The 21,672-nt window shown below is 64.6% G+C and carries 21 protein-coding genes and 2 pseudogenes; 9 read left to right on the top strand and 14 right to left on the bottom strand.

The features are described 5' to 3' along the window. Positions 1–92: 92 nt before the first annotated feature. On the top strand, positions 93–248 hold the full coding sequence (locus AB0O52_RS02500) for a hypothetical protein (RefSeq protein ID WP_364532892.1): 156 nt from the start codon (positions 93–95) through the stop codon (positions 246–248). A gap of 96 nt (positions 249–344) precedes the next feature. On the opposite strand, the gene AB0O52_RS02495 is transcribed toward AB0O52_RS02500, so the two are convergent. Both AB0O52_RS02495 and AB0O52_RS02490 read right to left on the bottom strand, forming a co-directional pair. Next, positions 345–1,025: a haloacid dehalogenase type II gene (locus AB0O52_RS02495; RefSeq protein WP_364532890.1), complete on the bottom strand. Its 681-nt coding sequence runs from the start codon at positions 1,023–1,025 to the stop codon at positions 345–347. 176 nt (positions 1,026–1,201) lie between these two features. Further along, positions 1,202–1,921: a helix-turn-helix domain-containing protein gene (locus tag AB0O52_RS02490; protein ID WP_364532888.1), complete on the bottom strand. Its 720-nt coding sequence runs from the start codon at positions 1,919–1,921 to the stop codon at positions 1,202–1,204. A gap of 67 nt (positions 1,922–1,988) precedes the next feature. Here AB0O52_RS02490 and AB0O52_RS02485 point away from each other — a divergent pair. The 3 genes and pseudogenes from AB0O52_RS02485 to AB0O52_RS02475 all read left to right on the top strand — a co-directional run. After that, positions 1,989–2,303 (top strand): annotated as a pseudogene (locus tag AB0O52_RS02485) (alpha/beta fold hydrolase); the annotation flags it as partial. 53 nt (positions 2,304–2,356) lie between these two features. Further along, a pseudogene (locus AB0O52_RS02480) lies at positions 2,357–2,968 on the top strand (haloalkane dehalogenase); the annotation flags it as partial. Positions 2,969–2,999: 31 nt separating this feature from the next. After that, complete coding sequence (locus AB0O52_RS02475; RefSeq protein WP_364532886.1) at positions 3,000–4,193, top strand: winged helix DNA-binding domain-containing protein; 1,194 nt, start codon at positions 3,000–3,002, stop codon at positions 4,191–4,193. Positions 4,194–4,392: 199 nt separating this feature from the next. Here AB0O52_RS02475 and ychF read toward each other — a convergent pair whose 3' ends face one another. After that, the gene (ychF, locus tag AB0O52_RS02470; protein ID WP_364532884.1) at positions 4,393–5,478 is read right to left on the bottom strand and encodes a redox-regulated ATPase YchF; all 1,086 of its coding nucleotides are present in this window, start codon (positions 5,476–5,478) and stop codon (positions 4,393–4,395) included. A 119-nt stretch (positions 5,479–5,597) separates the two neighbouring features. Here ychF and AB0O52_RS02465 point away from each other — a divergent pair, with 119 nt between their 5' ends. Continuing rightward, positions 5,598–6,815 carry a DNA recombination protein RmuC gene (locus tag AB0O52_RS02465; protein WP_364532882.1) on the top strand — a complete coding sequence of 406 codons (1,218 nt, stop codon included), beginning with the start codon at positions 5,598–5,600 and terminating at the stop codon, positions 6,813–6,815. Positions 6,816–6,868: 53 nt separating this feature from the next. Here AB0O52_RS02465 and AB0O52_RS02460 read toward each other — a convergent pair whose 3' ends face one another. Beyond that, the gene (locus AB0O52_RS02460) at positions 6,869–7,954 is read right to left on the bottom strand and encodes a 4-hydroxy-3-methylbut-2-enyl diphosphate reductase (RefSeq protein ID WP_364532879.1); all 1,086 of its coding nucleotides are present in this window, start codon (positions 7,952–7,954) and stop codon (positions 6,869–6,871) included. Next, the gene (locus AB0O52_RS02455) at positions 7,951–8,829 is read right to left on the bottom strand and encodes a hypothetical protein (RefSeq protein WP_364532877.1); all 879 of its coding nucleotides are present in this window, start codon (positions 8,827–8,829) and stop codon (positions 7,951–7,953) included. Before AB0O52_RS02455 ends, AB0O52_RS02460 begins: the two co-directional genes overlap by 4 nt. Before the next feature lie 356 nt (positions 8,830–9,185). Here AB0O52_RS02455 and xseA point away from each other — a divergent pair, with 356 nt between their 5' ends. Together xseA and AB0O52_RS02445 are read left to right on the top strand one after the other, a co-directional pair. Beyond that, positions 9,186–10,484, top strand: a complete 1,299-nt coding sequence (gene xseA / locus AB0O52_RS02450) for an exodeoxyribonuclease VII large subunit (protein WP_364533770.1) — start codon at positions 9,186–9,188, stop codon at positions 10,482–10,484. A gap of 3 nt (positions 10,485–10,487) precedes the next feature. Continuing rightward, positions 10,488–10,745 (top strand): exodeoxyribonuclease VII small subunit, encoded by a 258-nt coding sequence (locus AB0O52_RS02445; protein ID WP_364532874.1) that lies wholly within the window; start codon positions 10,488–10,490, stop codon positions 10,743–10,745. Here the strand turns inward: AB0O52_RS02445 and AB0O52_RS02440 are convergent. From AB0O52_RS02440 to AB0O52_RS02410, 7 genes are all read right to left on the bottom strand, one after another. Next, a complete protein-coding gene (locus AB0O52_RS02440) occupies positions 10,742–11,596 on the bottom strand; it encodes a polyphosphate kinase 2 family protein (RefSeq protein WP_364532871.1) in 855 nt (284 codons plus the stop codon). The genes AB0O52_RS02445 and AB0O52_RS02440 overlap by 4 nt on opposite strands. Before the next feature lie 50 nt (positions 11,597–11,646). Then, a complete protein-coding gene (locus tag AB0O52_RS02435; protein WP_059387460.1) occupies positions 11,647–12,867 on the bottom strand; it encodes a pyridoxal phosphate-dependent aminotransferase in 1,221 nt (406 codons plus the stop codon). A 230-nt stretch (positions 12,868–13,097) separates the two neighbouring features. Further along, a complete protein-coding gene (locus tag AB0O52_RS02430; RefSeq protein WP_364532869.1) occupies positions 13,098–14,042 on the bottom strand; it encodes an ABC transporter substrate-binding protein in 945 nt (314 codons plus the stop codon). Then, positions 14,039–14,785 carry an ABC transporter permease gene (locus AB0O52_RS02425; protein ID WP_364532866.1) on the bottom strand — a complete coding sequence of 249 codons (747 nt, stop codon included), beginning with the start codon at positions 14,783–14,785 and terminating at the stop codon, positions 14,039–14,041. The genes AB0O52_RS02430 and AB0O52_RS02425 overlap by 4 nt, the downstream gene beginning before the upstream one ends. Beyond that, complete coding sequence (locus AB0O52_RS02420; protein WP_364532863.1) at positions 14,782–15,492, bottom strand: ABC transporter permease; 711 nt, start codon at positions 15,490–15,492, stop codon at positions 14,782–14,784. The genes AB0O52_RS02425 and AB0O52_RS02420 overlap by 4 nt, the downstream gene beginning before the upstream one ends. Next, entirely contained in the window at positions 15,492–16,577 is a 1,086-nt protein-coding gene (locus tag AB0O52_RS02415) for an ABC transporter ATP-binding protein (RefSeq protein WP_364532860.1), read from the bottom strand. Before AB0O52_RS02415 ends, AB0O52_RS02420 begins: the two co-directional genes overlap by 1 nt. 137 nt (positions 16,578–16,714) lie before the next feature. Beyond that, positions 16,715–17,173 (bottom strand): NUDIX domain-containing protein, encoded by a 459-nt coding sequence (locus AB0O52_RS02410; RefSeq protein ID WP_364532857.1) that lies wholly within the window; start codon positions 17,171–17,173, stop codon positions 16,715–16,717. 56 nt (positions 17,174–17,229) lie between these two features. Between AB0O52_RS02410 and AB0O52_RS02405 the strand changes: the two genes are divergently transcribed. Next, positions 17,230–18,273 carry a pirin-like C-terminal cupin domain-containing protein gene (locus AB0O52_RS02405; RefSeq protein WP_364532854.1) on the top strand — a complete coding sequence of 348 codons (1,044 nt, stop codon included), beginning with the start codon at positions 17,230–17,232 and terminating at the stop codon, positions 18,271–18,273. 23 nt (positions 18,274–18,296) lie between these two features. Here AB0O52_RS02405 and AB0O52_RS02400 read toward each other — a convergent pair whose 3' ends face one another. Then, on the bottom strand, positions 18,297–19,199 hold the full coding sequence (locus tag AB0O52_RS02400; protein ID WP_364533767.1) for a BadF/BadG/BcrA/BcrD ATPase family protein: 903 nt from the start codon (positions 19,197–19,199) through the stop codon (positions 18,297–18,299). Positions 19,200–19,314: 115 nt separating this feature from the next. Beyond that, positions 19,315–20,289, bottom strand: coding sequence for a LysR substrate-binding domain-containing protein (locus AB0O52_RS02395; RefSeq protein ID WP_364532851.1), 975 nt, complete (start codon positions 20,287–20,289; stop codon positions 19,315–19,317). Positions 20,290–20,396: 107 nt separating this feature from the next. On the opposite strand from AB0O52_RS02395, the gene AB0O52_RS02390 reads away from it, so the two are divergent. Continuing rightward, on the top strand, positions 20,397–21,653 hold the full coding sequence (locus tag AB0O52_RS02390) for an MFS transporter (protein WP_364532848.1): 1,257 nt from the start codon (positions 20,397–20,399) through the stop codon (positions 21,651–21,653). Positions 21,654–21,672: the final 19 nt, after the last annotated feature.

Raw genomic sequence — 21,672 nt, 5'->3', positions numbered from 1 at the left:
CCCGGACGCAGGCGGCGGCAGCGAGGCGGCCTTCGGGGGCTTTCCCCTTATCCTCAACGTAGCCCACTCCTGGTACCCGGACCAATAGGAATTTGGCCCTGTGGCCCCGGCCGGGCTCTAAGGCGGGAGGCGCGTCGCGTCCATGGTGGATCGAACAACAGGTCCACATGTTCATGTTCACCAACTACTTCAACCACTTGGCAGGCACCGAAGCGGACCTTCCCCCGGTCCCGGAACTCACCGCCTGAGACCCGTGGGAGGTGGGAGAAAGCATCGCCACCCTCCCACCGGACCGCGGTCTGATCTTTCAAACAAGCGGCAGGGGCCGGCAGCCACGGTCCTCGTCAGTGCGCTGCTGCCAGTGCCCCGGGAAGGTCGGTCAGGGCGGTAACTGTGAATTCAGGAGCCTGAAAGTAGCCCGGGTAGCTACCGCCGGTCCTGTTCAGCCACGCCGTGCGCAGCCCGGCACGGGCGGCGCCGTGGATATCCCACGGATGCACGGCGACCAGCAGCATCCCGGCCGGGTCAGCCCCGGAAGCAGCAGCGGCATATTCATAGGAGGCCCGGGCAGGCTTCCATGCGGGAGCGTCTTCGACCGAAAGCAGCGACTCAAAAGCGTCCAGGATCCCGGCTTCGCTGAACAATTGCTCGGCGATCCGGGCCGAGCCGTTGCTTAGCGTAATCAGCCGGAACCCTGCAGCGGCGAGGGATCTAATTCCCCCGGGAACATCGGAATGTACCCCCAGGCCGGCCAGGCCGCCCATGACATGGTCGACCGCCGCATCAAGAGGGCGGTCAAGCTCCACCCCGGTCAGAAGTCCACGGAGTGCGCCAGCCCCCAGGGCGGCGAATGATCCGTTGTCTCCGCTGGCCGCCAGCGCGAAGCCGTCACGCAGCAGCGTAGCGAACCAGAGTTTCGCCTGCTCAGCCGGGGCCCCGACTTCCCTGAAGCGTTCCCCCATGGGCGACATATCTGACAGGGTTTCGTTGACATCAAAGACAACAACTGAAATGGCGGTGCTCATCGATTCTCCTTGTGGTCGCGTGTAGGTCTCCGGTGCAAGTCTGCCGCCATCCGGAGAGAGAGGGAACCACTGGCCGGACTAACCGCGGCGTATCGGGGCCGGGTGTTCCCGGAAGGTGTCTGCGCTGGCAATCCGCCAATTCCTTGTCGCAAGACTGTTTGTATTGGCGCTTCCCTTTATTCGGCGTCGGCTGATCTCTGCGCGGGCCTGCGCGCGCCGTACCGCCAACCGTCGGCGGCTGCGTAGGCCTGCGCATGCGTGATGGCCGGCTGCTCCAACGCCAGCGAGTCGCCGCCGGTCCGGGTGCGCATGCCATCCAGGACGATCGTCACGTAGCGACGCCAAGCGTCCGGTGCCACCGGGGCGGTGAAGGCCGCGGTGCTTTGCACGGCGATCTCCAGGGCAACGAAGTCGGTCACCTCGAGATCCGGCCTGAGGTCGCCCTCCTTCTGGGCGCGGGAGATCAGCTCCTCGAGCAGTGGCTGGAGACTGGTGCGGATCGCGGCTTCGGACTGCCGGGCGATCATCAGGTCGCGCAGCCCCTTGTCCTCGACCTGTAGCTGCAGCATGGTTTCCCAGAAGTGGCGGAGCCCGTCGAACGCGCGCGGGAACCCGGTCGCTTCGGTCGCCAGTCCGGACAGCGCATCGAGTCCGTCGACGAACAGGGCGTCGACGAGTGAGTCCTTGCTCTCGAATCGACGGTAAACGGTACCGACGCCGAGGCCGGCTTCGGTGGCCACGTCCTCGATCGTCGCATCCAGCCCGTCGCGCGCGAAGACCGTACGTGCCGCGTCGAGCACCCGCTGTCGGTTCCGCACTGCATCCCGCCTCAGAGCCTTTTCCACCCCCGGTCGAACACGCGACGGTGTCGGTCCAACTCCTGCAGCTCCTACCACGGGGCCCTCCTCTCAGCTCTCCGGCGTCAATGACCCCATCGGGTACCGGAATTGGTGATTCCGCTTAATGATAGTCTCATTCAAGGCCCGATCAGGGCCCACAGGCCCAGCGGCCCGCGTTCCGGTGCGGCGCCATCATGAGAGGGGACAGAGCATGGCTCCGTATCCGTCGACGATCTCGGTCGGTTTCGGTTTTCAGAAGAAGCGCGCGCTGGTGCTCGGTTGCGAGGTGGCCTACGTGGAGGAAGGATCGGGGGATCCGATCCTGCTGCTGCACGGGAACCCGACGTCCTCGTACCTGTGGCGCAACGTCCTGCCGCATCTCACCCAGCTCGGCCGCTGCATCGCACCCGACCTGATCGGGATGGGTGACTCGGCCAAGCTGCCGGACACCCTGGCTCTTACAGCTTTGCCGAGCAGCGCCGCTACCTTGACGCACTGCTGGACCAACTCGCTGTCCGCGACCGGGTCACCCTCGTCGTCCACGATTGGGGTTCCGGCTTGGGCTTTGACTGGGCGAATCGTCATCGCGACGCCGTGCGCGGCATCGCGTTCATGGAGGCGATCGTCCGGTCTCCCGAATCAGACAATCTGTCCGAGGACGCGCGACGCCTGATGACGCTCTTGAAGTCCGAGGAAGGCGAGCGGATCGCTCTCCAGACTCCGATCTACGAGCAGATACTCGCCAGCGGCGTGCTCCGGAAACTGCGCGAAGAAGAGCTCGCACAGTACCGACGCCCATTCCTCAACGCCGGGGAGGACCGGCGTCCGACGCTCGCCTGGGCCCGAGCTAACCCGCTCGACGGCCAGCCTGCCGACGTGACCGCAATCGTCAGCGACTACTGCGACTGGCTCGTCCAGAGCGACGTTCCGAAGCTGTTCGTCAACGGCGATCCAGGCATGGGATTGACCGGTAGCCGCCGCGACTTCGCGCGCACTTGGCCGGCACAGCAAGAGGTCACTGTTCCCGGCCTCCACTTCTTACAGGAGGACTCACCCGACGAAATCGGTCGCGCCGTCGCAGCCTGGATCACGGCTCTGCCCTGAACTGCCGAGATCGAAAGCCAGGAAGACCCCGTTGCGCCTCATCACCGATATCGAACGCCGCTCCCGCCTCGCCCGCCGGCACGCGATCTCTCCGCAGCACCGCGTTGCCGACGCCGAAGCAGCGATCGAGGCGATGCTCGCCCTGCACGCGACCGAGCCAGCCACGCCGTACCTCTCGACCTTCGCCCGCACCGAGCAGTCCACTCCCCAGACGCTCGAGGATGCACAGGTCAGCTCACGGACGGTCGTGAAGCAGCTCGCGATGCGCCGCACCGTCTTCCTGTTCAACACGTCGCGCCTGCCTCAGGTCCTTGGCGGGCCGTCGGCGCGCGTGGCCCGGCAGGAGTCCACGAAGCTGCGCAAGGACATCGAGGCGGCAGCGATCGCCGAGGACGGCCAGATCTGGATGGACACCGCACGATCGGCGGTCCTGAACGCACTCAAGGATCACCGCGAGGCCAGCGCACAAGAGCTCCGCGAACAACTCCCAGAGCTCTCCGGCCAAGTGTCCTGGTTTGCGCACAAGCCTTACGGCAACGTCCAGCACATCGCACCACGGGTGCTGAGCTGGATGGGTGCGGCCGGCGACCTGGTCCGCGGAGGCAACGACGGCACCTGGCGCACCAACCGGCACCGATGGGCGCGCATGGACGACTGGTTCGGCGAGCCCGTCGAGCACGCCGACCCCCGCACCGCATATGAAGCGCTGGTCAGCGAATACCTCCGTGCGTTCGGGCCTGTCACCGAGACCGACCTGGTCTGGTGGTTCGGCACCACCAAGCGGGCCATTCGTGACGCCTTGGCCGACCTCGCCGCCGTGCAAGTGCAGCTGGAGCGTGACCAGCGAGGCTGGGTACTGCCCGACGACGAGGAACCCGAGCCCCCGGTCGAGCCGTGGGCCGCCGTGCTGCCGGCACTGGACCCGACGTCGCTCGGCTGGAAGGAGAAGGACTTTTACCTCCCGCCCGACTTCTACCCTTCGATATTCGACTGGTCTGGCAACTGCGGCACCACCGCCTGGTGGAACGGCCAGATCATCGGAAGCTACGTCCAGGACGACGCCGGTCACGTCGAGCTCTTGATCGGCCGCGACCCCGGGATCGCCGGACGAAAAGCCCTACAGGCGCAGTCGAAACGGCTGGACGACTGGCTCGACGGGACCAGGATCAACGCTGCCTACAAATCGCCGATGAGCAAAGTGCACCGCACCGCAGCCCAACCCTGATCCTCTGGTGAGTTGACCGTGTGCCGTGCCCCTCAGAACCACCCAGGTGGCTGAGTCAGCAGTTTCGCTAGGCTCGGTATCTGGGATCTCCTGGCTGCGAACGGGATCCGACAAACTCTCCGACGACAAGCTCGACCCAACTGCTCGCGATCGGTCAAAACTTGGGGCGGCACTCATTTCTTACCCGGACCCGCAGAGGTTAGACGTTGAAGCGGAACTCCACCACGTCGCCGTCGGCCATGACGTATTCCTTGCCTTCAATACGGACCTTGCCGCGGGACTTGGCCTCGGCCATGGATCCGGCATCGATGAGGTCATCGAAGGAGACCACTTCGGCCTTGATGAATCCGCGCTGGAAATCCGTGTGGATGACTCCTGCGGCCTGGGGCGCGGTGTCGCCTCGGTGGATGGTCCAGGCACGGGCTTCCTTTGGACCGGCCGTGAGGTAGGTCTGCAGTCCGAGCGTGTGGAATCCGACGCGTGCCAGCTGGTCGAGGCCGGATTCGTCCTGGCCATTCATCTCGAGCATTTCGCGGGCTTCTTCCTCGTCGAGTTCGACGAGATCCGACTCCAGCTTGGCGTCAAGGAAAATGCAGTCGGCCGGCGCCACCATGGCACGCAGTTCCTCTTGCTTTTCGGGGTTGCCCAGGATTTCTTCGTCCGAGTTGAAGACGTAGATGAAGGGCTTGGCCGTGAGGAGGCTGAGTTCCTTGAGGTGTTCCATCTCGAGCTTGTCGCTCTTGACCGAGGAGAAGATCGTGTCGCCGCGTTCCAGCACGGCCTGGGCAGCCAGGATTGCTGCGAGTTCCGCGGCTTCCCGCTTCTTGATCTTGACTTCTTTTTCGATCCGGGGAATGGCCTTTTCGATCGTCTGGAGATCGGCCAGGATCAGTTCGGTGTTGATCGTCTCAATGTCCGAGCGCGGATCGACTTTGCCGTCAACGTGGACAACGTCGGGGTCATCGAAGACGCGGATGACTTGGGCGATGGCTTCTGCCTCGCGGATGTTCGCGAGGAACTTGTTGCCCAGGCCTTCGCCTTCTGAGGCGCCCTTGACGATGCCTGCGATGTCAACGAACGAGACGACGGCGGGCAGGAGGCGCTGCGATCCGAAGACCTCGGCCAACTTCTGCAGGCGCGGGTCCGGCAGGTTGACGACGCCGACGTTTGGCTCGATGGTGGCGAACGGGTAGTTCGCGGCCAGCACCTGGTTGCGGGTCAGTGCGTTGAAAAGAGTTGATTTGCCGACGTTGGGCAGTCCGACGATGCCAATAGTAAGAGCCACGAGCATTGATTCTACCCGTTGAGTGCCCTTCTCCGCTTTGCGGCAAGAACCCCGGACCCCACGCCCGGCCGTGACCTGGCTTCGCTGTATTGTCCTACCCCTGTGCCAAGGTTGGAGACATGGATGGTTTCGCAGTAATACTCGCTTTGTTCATGCTTCTTCTAGGGGCCGCCGCAGGGGTGGTGGCGGGCTTCTTCCTGTTTCGGCGCCGCAATGCCGCTCTTGAAGAAGATTTCGACGGCGTCTCGGCCCGGCTTGCCGCGGTGAACGCCCAGTTTGCCGCCGCCGACGCCGAACGGCGGCTTCTGTTGTCCCAGAACCGTGAACTGAACGAGTCCAGGAACCAGGATGGCAGTGTGATGCGCGCCCTTGCCCCGGTTGCCGAGAAGCTCACGGCCGTCCAGCAACAGGTCTCGCTTCTGGAGCGGGATCGTTTGGAGCAGTACGGCCAGCTTGCCCAGCAGCTCCAGGAAGCCCGATTGTCCGATGAGCAGCTGCTGCGCTCCACCCACGCGCTGGCCTCCGCCCTTCGGTCCAACAGTGCCAGGGGCCAGTGGGGTGAAGTCCAGCTGCGCCGGGTAGTGGAAGCCGCCGGCATGCTCCGTCACGTCGACTTTCACGAGCAGGTCCATTCTGCGTCCGTCGACAACGCCATCCGGCCGGATCTTGTGGTCCAGTTGCCGGGTGGAAAGCAGCTCGTGGTGGACGCAAAGGTTCCGTTGGCGTCCTACCTCGCCGCCCAGGAACAAGGCAACACCGGGCACACGGCTGGGAGCGGCGCGCTCCCGGCAGGCAACGGCACGGATGCCTTGCTGCTCGCACATGCGAAGGCCCTCAAGTCACACGTGGATGCCCTGGGGTCCAAGAAGTACTGGGACATCCCCGGCAACTCCCCCGAGCTGGTGATCTGCTTCCTGCCAGCGGAATCCATCCTGGCCGCCGCCCTCGAAGCGGACCCCGCGCTCTTGGATCACGCCTTGTCCCGGAACGTGGTGCTTGCGTCCCCGGGCACATTGCTGGCGGTACTTAAGTCCGTCGCCTTCACCTGGCGCCAGGACGTCTTGACGGACAACGCGCGGGAACTCTTCGAGCTCGCCCGGCAGTTGTATGAACGCATGGGGACCCTTGGTGACAACGTGGGCAAGCTGGGTTCGTCCTTGAAGACCTCGGTGGAACGCTACAACGCACTCGTCGGAACCCTCGAAGCGCGTGTCCTGCCGACGGCACGGAAGCTCAATTCCATGGACACCGACGGCCTGGTGGCACCGTCCGCAGTGGAAGCTGTGCCGCGGACCCTTGCCGCGCCCGAGCTGATCGAAGGAGAATCCGCGGCATAGGACCGGCCGAGTAGCGGTCCGGGCCCGGCAAAGCGTGCCGGACCCGGACCCAACTACGAGGTTGGGCGGTTCCCGCGTCCGCCCAAGGCGCGTGTGACGTCTCCGGCCTCTTTGAGGGTGGCGCGCAGTTCCTTCGGCAGGGAGAACAGCAGGTCTTCCTCCGCCGTCACTACTTCTTCAACCGCACCGTAGCCGTAGTCGGCGAGCAAACGAAGAACATCCTGGACCAGGACCTCGGGAACGGAAGCGCCGGATGTGACGCCCACGGTTGCAACGCCTTCGAACCAGCTCTCGTCGACCTCGTTCGCGAAATCGACCCGGTAGGAGGCCTTGGCGCCATACTCAAGCGCCACTTCGACGAGCCGCACGGAGTTCGAGGAATTCGCTGATCCCACCACGATCACGAGGTCCGCCTGCGGGGCAATCTTCTTGATGGCCACTTGGCGGTTGGTGGTGGCATAGCAAATGTCGTCGCTGGGCGGATCCTGCAACGTGGGGAAGCGCTCCTTGAGCATCCGGACGGTTTCCATGGTCTCGTCGACGCTCAAGGTGGTCTGCGAAAGCCAGATGGTCTTCTCCGGATTGCGCACCGTGACCTTGTCCACTTCGTGCGGGCCATTGATGATCTGGATGTGATCCGGGGCTTCGCCCGCCGTGCCTTCCACTTCCTCGTGACCGTCGTGGCCGATGAGGAGAATGTCGTAGTCTTCCTTGGCGAAGCGGACTGCCTCGCGGTGCACCTTCGTGACGAGGGGGCACGTGGCATCGATGGTGCGCAAGCCGCGGTCTTCAGCCGACTGCACTACCGCCGGGGACACTCCATGGGCGGAGAAGATCACGAGGGCGCCTTCGGGTACCTCGTCCGTCTCTTCGACGAAGATGGCACCCTTCTCCTCCAGCGAGGAGACGACATGGACGTTATGCACGATCTGCTTACGGACGTATACCGGCGGCCCATAGTGTTCCAGTGCCTTCTCCACTGCGATGACTGCGCGGTCGACACCTGCGCAATATCCGCGGGGAGCCGCGAGCAAGACCCGCTTGGGGCCGGAGACCGGCGCGGCGGCCAGCACCTCTTCCGGCGTCCGGCGCCTACGCGGGACAGAGGGCATCGGAATGGAAACTGCTGAGCTGGTCATCCCTCCATGCTACCGGCAGCGTTCGCCCGCACGCTCGGCCTGGCTTTGCGTGAGAAAATCGCACCGAGCAGGCCAAGAAGCGCAAACACTCCCGCGGCAATCCAGGCGATGGTGATCCAGCCGGTGAAATTGTCGACCGACGCCGCCACCAGCTCCCGCGCGAAAAGACCGCCGGTGGCGGTTCCGCCCAGGCCCGCATCGCCTGCGCCCTTCAGCACCGCCGTGGCCACTTGCCACAGCGCTGCGACTGCGGCCAGGCCCAGTCCGGTGAAGAAGAGAACCACGCCCCTGCGTTTCGCGGCAAGCAGCCCCAGGACAAACAGCAGGACGGCGCCAAGTCCTGGAATCCACCACATCGGCGCGTACGCGGCGATGGCGTCTACCTGCTGGCGCTGGGCGGGACCGCCGACGTTGACCAGGGTGGAGTCCGGCGTCGCAATGGGGAGGCCGGTTGCCGCGTGGAGCCGGTCAGCGGCGAGCTTGACCAGGGGCCCGACGTCGAGCACCAAGGACGTCCCTGCGGTCGAGTTCCCGGAACCGGCGTTGCTTGCGAAATTCAGTTGGTGGCTCCGGCGCACGGTTTCATTCCACGCTTGCGGGTATTCGGGCCACGTGGACATTGCGGTGGCCGCATCCTTGAGGAAAGCGGCGCCAAGTTGCTCCACCGGCGCCGGTAGATTGATTTTGGATTCCAGGCTTGCGACGGCGGTGCCCGCCAGGCGCGACTGGAACGCTTGGTCCTTCCCGATCGAAGAGGTGAGCGCCACGAATCCGTCTTCCCTGACGATGTTGGCGTCCGTCCATGCCATAGGGACGGCGATTCCTGTGAGCAGAAGGGCAAAGATCACTGCGATTGCAGAGACGAACGTGCGCAATGGATTCCTCAAGTTTGGAGTACAGCAATTCCAGGCGGAGCGACGACGAGTAAATGTCAGTCATGCATGCTACAAGGTATGGATAGAGTTGGAAGCCTGCCACCGTGTTTTCGGTAGCAAATCTTTTCGGTAGCAATATTTGAGTTGCACTGACGGCAGCAGTGCTTCCCGCACCCCTTAGCAAAGTACCAGCGAGGACTGAACCATGCACCAGCCACCAGCAGGAGGCTACCCGCGTGTCCCATGATGCTGTACCGGGCGGCGCGCCCGGGGCGTTGCCGATTCCAGGATTCCCGAACCCGGAAGCCCGGGAAGAGGAGTCCTCCAGAGGAGAATCCACGAAGGCAGAGTCAACCCTGCCCGCGACGGCGTCGGAGACAAGTCCCGACAATCCGTGGCCGCTGCAACTGCTGTCCCGCAAGCTCAAGACCCACATAGAACGGGCCCCGGCCGCGTGGATCGAGGGCCAGGTCATCGAACTCAACCGTCGCGGCGGCAGCGCTTTCGTGACCCTGCGGGACACCGACGCCGAAATCTCCTTGCCCGCGTCGCTGTGGTCAAACGTCCTGGACCGCCAGAAGATGCCGCTGGAGCGTGGCTCACGCGTCGTGGCCTTGGTCAAACCGGAATTCTGGCTCAAGACCGGTCGGCTCAACATGTCGATCAAGGACATCCGGCCCGTCGGACTCGGCGATCTCCTCGCGAGAATCGAGCGCTTGCGCCAGGCCCTTGGCGCCGAGGGGCTGTTTTCAGACTCGAGGAAGAAGCGGCTGCCCCTGCTCCCCCACCGGATCGGGCTCATCACCGGCCGCGATTCGGACGCCAAGAAGGACGTCCTGCGCAACGCGGCCCTTCGCTGGCCCGCCGTCGAATTCGCCGTCCGGGAGGTCGCAGTCCAGGGTGTCACCGCTGTTGGCCAGATCCTGGCTGCGCTTAAGGAACTCGACGCCGATCCGCACGTGGATGTGATCGTGATCGCCCGCGGCGGCGGAGCCTTGGAAGATCTGCTTCCGTTCAGCAACGAAGGCCTGGTCCGGGCGGTATCGGCAGCGGCCACCCCGGTAGTCAGCGCGATCGGCCATGAAGCCGACCATCCCATCCTGGACGATGTCGCCGACCTTCGGGCATCGACGCCCACCGACGCCGCGAAGAGGATCGTCCCTGACGTCGTCGAGGAGCTGGCCAGGGTACGTCAGGCCCGCGAGCAGCTACGCCGCGGCGTGGGACGCCTCGTGGACCGCGAAACGGACCGACTCCACGCGCTGAGATCACGCCCTGTGCTGGCGTCCCCCGAGGGAATGGTCACGGCACGGGAAGAGGACGTCGAACGGCTCCGGAAACATGCCCATACCGCAGTAAGTTCCGCGGTTATCCGCGCACTTGACCAGTTGCACCACCTCCGCGCACAGCTAAGGGCACTGTCTCCGCAAAAAACACTGGACCGCGGCTACGCCGTCGTCCAGATAGCGGGAGCGGACGGGGTCGGCCACGAAGTCGTCCGGAGCCCGGACCAAGCCCCTGACGGGACGGAGCTGAGCCTCCGGCTGGCGGAAGGCCGCCTTGCAGCCGTATCTACCGGAGCCGCCGCATCTACCGGAGCCGCCGCAGCCGCCGCTGCCGGACAATCTAGCAAGCACCAGCACAATGAGGACTGAGAAATGACAACAGAAGACACCTCCCCTGCGGCCAAGGCATCCGCTGAGGACCTGGACGCCCTCAGCTACGAGGAAGCCCGTGAGCAGCTCATGGCTGTGGTTGGCCGCCTTGAAGCAGGCGGAGCGAGCCTTGAGGAATCACTCGCCCTCTGGGAACGCGGCGAGGCTTTGGCAAAGCGCTGCGAAGAGTGGCTGGAGGGTGCCCGCAGGAGGCTTGCCGCGGCCCGGAACACCGGCGAGGACGACGCGAAGGCTCCTTAGGATTGGACGGCCAGCGCCCGTTCCGCCGCCACGTCAAAGTCTGCTTTCGGCCAGCTCAGCTCCAGCTTCCCGAGGGTCTCGAGTAGAAGCTCCTGGACAGCGATCCTCGCGAACCATTTCTTGTTCGCTGGAACCACATACCAGGGCGCTACATCTGTTGATGTTTTCTCGAAGACGAGCTGGTAGGCCTCCATATAGGAATCCCACAGGGCACGTTCCTTAAGATCGCTCGGGCTGTACTTCCAGTGCTTGGACGGGTCATCCAATCGCGCCAGCAGTCGAGCTTTTTGTTCATCGCGACTGATGTTGAGCATGACCTTGACGATCGCAGTGCCTTGCTCGGCCAGGCCGGCCTCGAATTCGTTGATGGCCGCGTAGCGCCGTTCCAGTTCAGCTTCATTGGCCCAACCGTGCACGCGGTGTATCAGCACGTCCTCGTAATGGGATCGGTCAAACACCCCGACGATCCCGGGGCCGGGCAGTGCCCTTTCGATCCGCCAGAGGAAATCATGGGTTTTCTCTTCATCAGTCGGAGCCTTGAACGGAACAACCTTGACACCTTGGGGATCCATCGATCCGACGACGTGCTCAACAATCCCGCCTTTGCCGGCGGTGTCCATGGCTTGGAGGATCAACAGCACCCGTTTGGAGCTGCCGAATTTTCCCTCGGCAAAGAGCATCTCCTGCAGGACATCCAAACGGCCGTCCTGCGCTTCCAGCAAAGCGACGCCGTCAGGCTTCTTCCCCTTGTAGCCGGGCGTCGATCCGGGGTCTACGGCGTCCAACGAGAAACCAGGGCCGGCCTTCAAGATCGTGGATACCTGCTTGGTGAACTCCTTGGCCCCGGCCATTTCGACGTCCCCTCTGGTCCGGCCGCATTCGTTGCGGCTTGCACTACAGGCTAGTTGCCTTGGTACCGCCCCAGGAAGTCCGCCATGCGGCCGATCGCTTCCTCGATGTCCTTGACGTTCGGCAGGGTCACCATGCGGAAGTGGTCAGGACGCACCCAGTTGAAGGCCCGTCCGTGTGAGACGAGGATCTTTTGCTCTTTGAGAAGGTCGAGCACGAATTTCTCGTCGTCACGGATGTGATAGACCTCGGGGTCCAACTTCGGGAACAAATAGAGGGCACCCCTGGCCTGTTGTGTGCTTACGCCGGGGATGGCGTTGAGAAGATCGTAGGCCTTGTTTCGCTGTTCAAGGAGCCTGCCCCCGGGCAGGATGAGATCGTTGATGCTTTGGTGGCCACCGAGGGCGGTCTGGATGGCATGCTGCGCCGGCACGTTGGCGCACAGACGCATGTTGGCCAGCAGGTTGATGCCCTCAAGATAGTCTGCGGCGTCCTTCTTGGGTCCGGAGATGGCCATCCAGCCGGCGCGGTAGCCACACACCCGGTAGGCCTTGGACAATCCACTGAACGTCAAGCAGAGCACGTCGTCGCCGGTGAGTCCGGCAAGATTCACGTGGACGGCGTCTTCGTAGAGGATCTTCTCGTAGATCTCGTCCGCGAACACCACGAGGCCATGCTTTTCGGCGAGGGCCACGATCTTCTTGAGGGTCTCCTCCGGGTAGACGGCGCCCGTGGGGTTGTTGGGGTTGATGACCACGATGCCCTTGGTTTGAGGCGTGATCTTCGATTCCATGTCCTCAAGGTCAGGCTGCCAGCCCGACTCTTCGTCGCACAGATAGTGGACCGGACGTCCGCCGGCCAATGCCACCGAGGCGGTCCAGAGCGGGTAGTCCGGAGTGGGGATGAGAATCTCATCTCCCACTTCGAGCAAGGCCATGAGCGACATGGTGATGAGCTCGCTGACGCCGTTGCCAAGGTAGATGTCGTCTACGTGGATGTTTTGGATGCCGCGGGTCTGGTAGTACTGCGAAACGGCGGTGCGGGCCGAGAAAATTCCGCGTGAATCGCTGTATCCCTGGGCATGGGGCAGATGGCGGATCATGTCCACCAAAATCGCGTCCGGCGCTTCAAATCCGAACGGTGCCGGGTTTCCGATGTTCAGTTTGAGGATGCGGTGACCCTCTGCCTCCATCTGCTGGGCGGCCTGAAGAATCGGTCCACGGATGTCGTAAAGGACATTATGAAGCTTGGTGGACTGCTTGAATTCTGCCATTCATCAAATATGCCATACCGGGGATGTACTTCAGCTGAGACATCACTCACATTCACGACGACGGCGGCGAGGCCCCCAAAAAGGGTTCCTCGCCGCCGTCGTCCTTTGCAGGGGCCTCCGCCGCCTGGGCCCACGCCACCGAGGGGCCCCAATCGAGCTTGCGAGTTTTGGGGAGGTGGCGGGGAGGGTTCCCTGGACGAGCGGAGCGAGGCGACGGAGGCCGTGGGGACTTACTTCACGATCCCCTTGTCCTTGAGCCAAGCGGCCGCAGCGTCCTTGGGGTTCTGCTTTTGGTTGCCGCTGACTGCCCGGTTGAGGTTGATGAGGTCGTCCGTGGTGAGGATCTTGGACACGTTGTTGAGGGCTGTCTTCGCCTTGTCCGTCATCTTGGCCATGTTGTACAGCGGGAGGACCTGCTGGGCCTTGAAGTTGTTCTTGGGGTCATCCAGGACCACCAAGGCGTTGTCCTGGATGGACGGCGTGGTGGTGTAGATGTCGGCAACCTGGACGTCGTTGGAGAGCAGGGCCTGCAGCGTGAGGTTGCCGCCGCCGTCGCTAAACGGCTTCAGGCCCTTGAGCACGCAGTTGTAGTTGGCCTTGAGGCCCGGGAACCCATAGGCGCGGGTCTCGAAGGTTGCCGGCGCCGCCATCGTCAAGTCCCCACAGACCTTGGCCAGGTCCGCGATGGACTTGAGCTGGTACTTCTCCGCCGTGGCCTTCGTGACAACCATGGCGTCCTTGTCTTCAGCCTTGGCGGGGTCGAGCACTCCCAGGCCCTGTGGAAGCTTTCCTGGCAGCGCCTTGTAGACGTCGTCAGCCGAAACCTGCGTGGCGTTGGCATCCAGGTAGGACAGCAGGTTGCCGGAATAGTCGGGGGCGAGGTCGATCGAACCGTCTTGCACGGCCTTGAAATAGATCTCGCGGGATCCGATGTTGGGCTTCGTGGTAGCGGTGACGCCGGCGGCGTTCAGTGCTCCGGCGTAGATTTCGGCGATGACCTGGCTCTCGGGGAAATCCGCCGAGCCCACGGTGAGCGAGCCGCCGGCCCCGGACGGGGCACTGGTGGACGGGGTGGACAGCGGGCTGCCGCCACATGCGCTCAGGGCAAGCGCAATGCCGACTCCGGCCGCTAGGCCGCCGAGCCCGCGGCGGGTCAGGGTGACGGGTTGCTTCATGCGGTACCTCCTTGAACGGCAGCCCCTGCTGGTGCAGCGGCTGCGAGATCTCCGGCGGCCTTGTGGCCGCCGTTGGAATCGGTGGAAAGTCCGGGCGGGAGGAGGATCCTCTGCGCCATGGCCAGAATGAGGTCGACGGCGATTGCCAACGCCGCGATGAGCAGTGACCCGCCGAGCATGCGGGGGAAGTCCTGAAGGACCAATCCGTCAAAAAGATAACGCCCCAGGCCTCCCAGCGGAAGGTACGCCACCACGGAAACCGTTGCGATGACCTGGAGGACCGCCGTGCGGATGCCGCCGAACATGACCTGGAGTCCGTTGGGCAGCTCCACGCGGAAAAGGATCTGGAGTTCTGTCATGCCCATGGCCCGGGCGCCGTCAACCACCGTTGGATCAACGCTCGAAATCCCGGCGTAGGTCCCGGCCAGGAGAGGCGGCACAGTCAAGATGACCAGGGCCCAGACGGGAGGCATGAGTCCGCTTCCAGCCAACAGGGCAAAGAGGACAAGCAGGCCGAGGGTGGGGAGGGCCCGCAAGGCGCCGGCGAACGCCACGGCAACGACGCGTCCGTGTCCCGTGTGGCCGATGAAGAGGCCCACCGGCACGGCGATGGCTGCGGCAATCACCAGGACCAGCCCGGAATACTCCAGGTGCTCCAGGAGCCTGGTGGCGATTCCGCCGCTTCCTGACCAGTGAGCTGGATCCGTGAGCCATGCGAGGGTGTCAACGAAGATGTTGCTCATCGACCCGCCTCCGCATGGATCCGGGCATCGGCGATGAACTGCGCTGCTTTCGCGTCTTGCTTGGCGGTTGCCGCACCGGCCCGGGTCCAGGGCGTCAGTAGCTTCTCGAGCAGGACCAGGAACGTATCCATGATGAGGGCCAGAAGGAGGATCGCAATGATGCCGACCACCACCTCAGTGACGAACGAGCGCTGCAACCCGTCGGTGAACAGCATTCCCAAATTCCCGACCCCCAGGAGCGCGGCGACGCTCACGAGGGAGATATTGCTGACGGACACCACGCGCAGGCCCGCAAAAAGCACGGGCAGGGAAAGCGGAAGGTCGATTTGCAGGAACCGTGCGGTCGGTTTGAACCCCATGGACACTGCCGCCATGCGGAGGTCGTCGTCCACGGAATCGAAGGCGTCCATGGCAGCACGGACCAGCAAGGCGACTGCATAGAGGGTGAGGGCGACCACGACATTGAGCGGATCCAGGATCCGCGTTCCCAGGATCGGCGGCAAAATGATGAAAAGCGCCAAGGAAGGAATGGTGTACAGCAGGGAACTTCCCGTGGTGACCACAGCCCTGAGGGTACGGTTGCGCCGGGCCAGTTGCCCCAAGGGCACCGCAATCAGCAGACCCAAAACCATGGGAATCAACGCCAGGACAAGGTGCTCGCCGGCCCGCTCGAAGACCATCCCGCTGTTCGCCAGGAACCATTCCATCAGGGGGCGTCCTCCCGGTTGTGCCGGGTCTTCTCGATGAGCGCCAGCACTTCATCGGCCTTGAGCACACCGGCGAGCCTGCCGGCGTCGTCCACCACTACGCCAAGGCCCGAAGGTGAGGACAAAGCGGCGTCCAGCGCCCGGCGGAGCGTATCGCCGCGCCGGAACAAGGAGCCGCCGGGAATCAGGCCGGCACCGTCGCGCGGCGAGGCCCATCCCAAAGGCCGGGAGTCGCCGTCGAGCACCAAGGCCCATTCGCTGCTGCCCGCGGCAACTTGCGGGGCCTCCACCGTCTTGACCGGATGCACCGGAACATCCTCGGCGCCGTTGAAGGAAAGGTGCCTGAATCCCCTGTCGCGGCCTACGAACGAGGCTACGAAGTCATTGGCGGGCGCCCGGAGGATCTCTTCGGGTGCCGCATATTGCGCCAGTTTGCCGCCGACGGCGAAAACGGCCACCTTGTCGCCGAGCACGGTGGCTTCATCGATGTCATGGGTGACGAAGACAATCGTCTTGGCCAGTTCGCGCTGGAGCCGGAGGAGTTCCTGCTGGAGCTCGTCGCGGACCACGGGGTCCACCGCGCTGAAGGGCTCATCCATGAGCAGTACGGGCGGGTCCGCTGCGAGCGCGCGGGCTACGCCGACGCGCTGCTGCTGGCCGCCGGACAATTGGGACGGGTACCGCTTGCCGAGCACCGACGCCAGCCCGACGACGTCGAGCAGCTCTTCCGCGCGTTTGCGGGCCGCCGCCTTGGAAACGCCGTTGAGCCGCGGAACGGTGGCGATGTTGTCCAGCACCGAACGGTGCGGCATGAGTCCCGAAGACTGCATGACGTAGCCCATGGAGCGGCGCAACTGGGCGGCCGGCTCGTTCGAAACATCCTTGCCGGCCACGGTGATGGTGCCCGAGGTGGGCTCTACCATGCGGTTGATCATCCGCAGGGACGTGGTCTTTCCGCAGCCCGAGGGTCCGACGAATACGGTGATGGCACCCTTGTCGATGGACATGCTCAATCGATCAACAGCGGGTTGTCCGCCCTGATACTGCTTGGTGACGCTCTGGAACTCAATCATGGCTTCAGCCATTCCGGGGCTTACCTAACTTTTCGGGCCGCAAATATCAACGAGGGAAATCAATCAACAGCGTACTGATGTTCTACAGCCTAACCAGCACCACCGACGATGTCAGCGCAGGCGCGAAGACCGTAATGAATCGGCAATCCTCAGGGCGCCGGCAGTTTTCCGTTGAGGGGCCGCTCACGGTGCAGGCGGAGGCCGATATCGACCAGGGACACCCTGTTCAGTCCGGGAACCTTGCCCAGCGGCACCCAGGCGGCGTGGGTAGTGCTGCCGTCTATCTCGTGGGTCAATTCGCCGCCCGTGATGCTTGCCTCGTAAACCAGCCGGAGTGCCTGGAAATCACGGCCGGATCCGTCCAGCCGCTCCTCACCCGGCCAGTGGCCGACGTCGATCCCGAGCATCGCTCGGATGTCGGCCTCGTACCCGGTTTCCTCCCGGATCTCGCGGCGGCAGCCGTCCACGGGATGCTCCCCCAGGTCCAGGCCTCCGCCGGGAAGGGTCCAGCCCTCTTTGCCGTCTTGCTTCCAATAGGCCAAAAGGATTGCTCCGTCGCGTATGACCACGCCGTACGCGGCCGGGCGGGTGTCGAACTGCATGCTCATGGAGCCAGCCTAGGCCTAAGCTGGGAGGAACACTGTTCAGCACATGGAGTTGTATCGTGACCAACTTGGAAACGGCGCCGTCCCAGGAAGTCTGCCCCGCCGGACACCCCGGGCAGGGTCCTTTTGTACAGCTTTGGCCGGCCCGCGAAGTTCCCTTGGGCGGTGTCCGCAACATGACGGTCTCCCGCACCCTGCCCCAGCGCGGAATGCCGACCGTAGGAGCCTGGTGCTTCCTCGATAGTTTCGGCCCGGACCGCGTCGCGATGAGCGTTCTTCCCCATCCGCACATGGGACTGCAGACGGTCACGTGGCCCCTCGAAGGCGAGGTACGGCACCGCGACAGCGTAGGCAGCGACGTCGTGGTCCGTCCCGGACAGTTGAACATCATGACGGCCGGCCGCGGCATTTCGCATTCCGAGTTCGGCGTGCTGCCGGCAGGACTTCACCCGGACTCCCCCGACGGCGGCACCCTCCTGCCGCTGTCCCGGGGCCTGCAGTTGTGGGTTGCTTTGCCAGACGCCGTAAGGCACCGGGCGCCGTCGTTCCAGCAGATCGTCGACCTTCCGGTGGTCACTACGGACGGTTTCAGGGCAACGGTGCTCGTGGGCGAATTCGCCGGGCAGAACTCTCCCGCGGTCATGTACAGCCCGATTGTCGGCGTGGAAATCTCAGCCTCGGGTCCGATCGAGCTGCCGCTGAACCCCGAATTCGAGCATGCCGTGTTGGTCCTGGACGGCTCCGCCGTGATCGACGGCCAGGAAGTCGATCCCGGTCCCTTGGCCTTCCTCGGCATGGGCCGGGAATCGCTCCGCCTTGAGGCGGCGCCTGGGACACGCTTCATGCTTCTGGGCGGGGAACCCTTCGAAGAGGACATCCTGATGTGGTGGAACTTCGTGGGCCGGACGCACGAGGAAGTGGAGCAGGCCCGGGACGACTGGGAAGCCCAGGCGCTCCTGAGTGACGAGGATGCCCGCGCTTCGCGGTTCGGCTGGATCCACGGCCACGGGCCGGATGCCGGAGCCGAAGCCGGGCGCATCCCCGCCCCGCCCATGCCGGGCGTCCAGCTCAAGCCGAGGTCACGGAACAGGGCTGCGGAGTAGAACCCACAGCCTGGCGACACGCCTTAGGGCAACTCCGCGACAATCTGCAGCACACCGAAAACCGGTTCCTGGTCCAGGACCCGCACGTCGGTGATCCCGTGCGCGGCCAGTCCCGCCCTGAAAGCGGACTGCAAGGGCTCGACGTTCATGCCGAGGCCGCCGCCCAGAATCACCGGTCCGGGGAGGCCAAGCTGGCGAACTGCCTGCGCCGCCAGCTCCGCGAGATCCCGCCCTGCCTGGTCCAGAAGTTGGCGGCTGATCTCGAGCCCTTCACGCGCGGTCTCGACTACGGCGCTTGCGCGCTGGGCCCAGTACCGCCGGTCGGTGTCCTCCGAATGGAACAGTGCGATGAGTTTGTTGGGGTCATCCACGCCGCAGGATTCCAGGAGGGCCACTGTGAGGCCATCCGGCTCCAGCCCTTTGTTCATCCGCCGGAGGCTGTGACGCACCGCCTCCCGGCCCAGCCAGTAACCGCTGCCCTCGTCGCCCAGGAGGAAGCCCCAGCCGCCGGCCCGGGCTTCTTCCCCCTCGGCGTTCTTTCCCCAGGCCGCGGATCCAGTACCGGCGATGACGGCCACTCCTGTGCTGGCCCGGCCTGCCGCCAGTAGCAGGCGGGAATCGTGGACCACCGTGACCTGTGCGCCCGGGACATGGGGTTCGATCAGCTCGGCCAGGGCGCGGGCATCGGCGTCAGTGTCGATTCCCCCTGCGCCGGCGAGGACGCGGTCCACGTCGCCGCCACCGATCATGGCGAAGAGCTCGCCAAGATTCTTCGCAGCCGTCTCCCGGCTCACGTTCTGGACGTTGGAGCTCCCCGTGCTTTCGTCGCGGACCGGCTTGCCGTGCTCGAAGCGGACACCGCGGGTCTTCGTGCCACCGATGTCTAGCCCGATGACCGTTGCCGCGACGGAGCCGTGACTCGGCACGGGTCCGCGGGCAGTGCCCTCGGCGGCGCCCGGTACCAATCCGTCGTCGGGCCGGGGGGTCGTGTTTTCTGCAGTCTCCACGTCCAAAAGCCTAGCGCGGGCGCAGCGGGTGGATCTATTGGGTTCCGGATCGCGCTTTGACAAGGCCTGCGAGCAGCCCCGGCCCATCGGAAAGCACCAGTTCACGGAAAAGCCTTACGGGGTCCGGTTCCTTGCGCCGTTCACGCCAGGCAATCCCTATCTCCCGGTATGCGAGTTCCGAGTCGAGCGACACTTCCACCCACCCCAGGTCCGTGGAATCCAGGACCCCTTGAGGACCGGGCCCTAGTCCTCCCGGCGGCAGGATGCTGTAGCCCAGTCCAGCGGAGACGAGCCCGCGGATGGTGTGCGAGTCCTGGCTCTCGAAAGCGACCCTGGGACGGAAGCCCGCGTCCCGGAAGATCGCGTCGGTCAGCGAACGCAAGCCGAAGCCGGGCCCCATGGAAACGAACGGCTCATGCTTGAGCTCGGCGAGCCGCACGCTGGCCCGCCGGGCCAACGGATGGCGGTGATGGACCACCAACCGCAACGGCTCGCGGTACAGCGACGCCGAGGCGAGGCCCCTGCCGGGCGCCGCCACGGGTGCCGTCAAGGCAAAGTCGGCCTCACCCGCGATGAGCGAATCGAGGCAGGCGGCGCGTGCTCCCTGGCTGAGCTCGAAGGCCGTGGAAGGGTGCCGGCTCCGGAATGCGCTCATGAGCAGCGGCAACGTGGCCTCGCCGAAAGTGTGCTGGAAGGTCACCCCGATTCGGCCGCGGACTACATCGGATTCGTGGCGGACCACGTCCAGTCCCGCCTGGAACTCGGCGAGCGCCGCTTCGATGTAGGGAAGCAGGGTCTTGGCGGCCGGGGTCAGGCGGACTCCCCGGCCCTCACGGATAAGGAGTTCGGTCCCGACGACGGCGCTTGCCCGGGCCAGCGCCCGGCTCACCGTCGATTGGGGTACTCCGAGCAGCTCGGCCGTCTCGGTGACATGTTGCGTCCGGCCAAGCTCAGCCAGCAGTGGCAGCAACGGCAGTAGCTGGACCAGTTGCTTGTGTTCGATGTCCATGCCTCTCCATCCTCCGATTGACCATCTCAATATCATCCATTTTGGCTATCAATCTTAAGTGAATCATGCATTGGAATCATCACTTCGGATCGCCCTACTGTGGAAAGGTGAGTACAAGCGCAGCATCCACGAGCCCCGCAGAGTCCGATTGGGAAGGCCACCTGAAGGGCTCCACTGCCTACCGGCGGATCCTCGCCGGCCTGGCCCTCGCCGGAGTGGCCACCTTCGCGCAGCTGTACTCCACCCAAGCCGTCTTGCCACTCATGGCGAACGAGCTGCACATCACGGCGGCAGAGGCAGCGCTCACCATTTCCCTGGCCACGGTAGGCCTGGCGGCAACAGTGTTGCCTTGGTCCTTCGTCGCCGACAAGATCGGCCGCGTGCGTGCGATGGCCATCGGAATCGCGGCAGCCACGGTCCTGGGCCTGCTCGTCCCCCTGGCCCCCACCTTTCCGCTCGTTCTCGCCCTGAGGGCACTGGAGGGCATGGCCCTGGGCGGTATTCCGGCGATCGCCATCGCGTACTTGAATGAAGAAGTCAACAAAGTGCACGCCGCGCTGGCCGCCGGCAGCTACGTGGCAGGCACAACCCTCGGCGGACTCGCCGGCCGTCTGCTCGCGGGACCCATCGGCGAATTGTGGGGTTGGCGGGCCGCGGCCTTCGCCGTTTCCGTCCTTGCGACGGCATCGGCAGCCCTGTTCCTGTTGCTGGTCCCGAAGCCGCGCCGCTTCACACCGAGTTCCGCTGGAGGTTTCCGCGGGGCCGTGAAGACGTTGGCGGCCCATTCTTCGAATCCTCGGCTGCTGGCCCTCTACGTTCAAGCGTTCCTGTTGATGGGTGGTTTCGTGGCCGTCTACAACTACCTCGGATTCCGCCTCCATGCCGCGCCCTTCGGACTGCCCGCCACCGTGGTCAGCCTCATTTTCCTGGCGTATTTGTCCGGAACCGTGAGTTCCCGCTGGGGAGCCGGACTGTCCATGCGCTTCGGCCGCCGCACGGTCATGCTCGCCGGAATCGCGACCATGACGGCCGGCCTTGGACTCACCCTGTGGGACAACATCGCCGCGGTTTTGGCAGGCTTGGTTGTCTTCACCGGAGGCTTCTTCGCGGCGCACAGCATCGGAGCCGGCTGGACCGGGACTATCGCGACGGTCGGCCGCGCGCAAGCAGCGTCGTTGTACAACCTTTCCTACTACCTGGGTTCCAGCAGTATTGGCTGGGCCGGCGGACTCGCCTTCCAGGCTTTCGGCTGGAGCGCACTCGCCTGGACGGTCATCGCGCTCGGGTGCACGACGGCGGTGATCACCGCCGTCGTGCACCGATCCCCGGCGCGCCAGGTCGCCGTCGTCGGCTCCTCCGTGTGACCGTGCGTTCGCCGCACAG

This window comes from Arthrobacter sp. NPDC080073, from assembly GCF_040686575.1.
In the GTDB taxonomy this organism is placed as follows: Bacteria; Actinomycetota; Actinomycetes; order Actinomycetales; family Micrococcaceae; genus Arthrobacter.
This window is presented reverse-complemented; position numbering and strand designations above follow the sequence as displayed.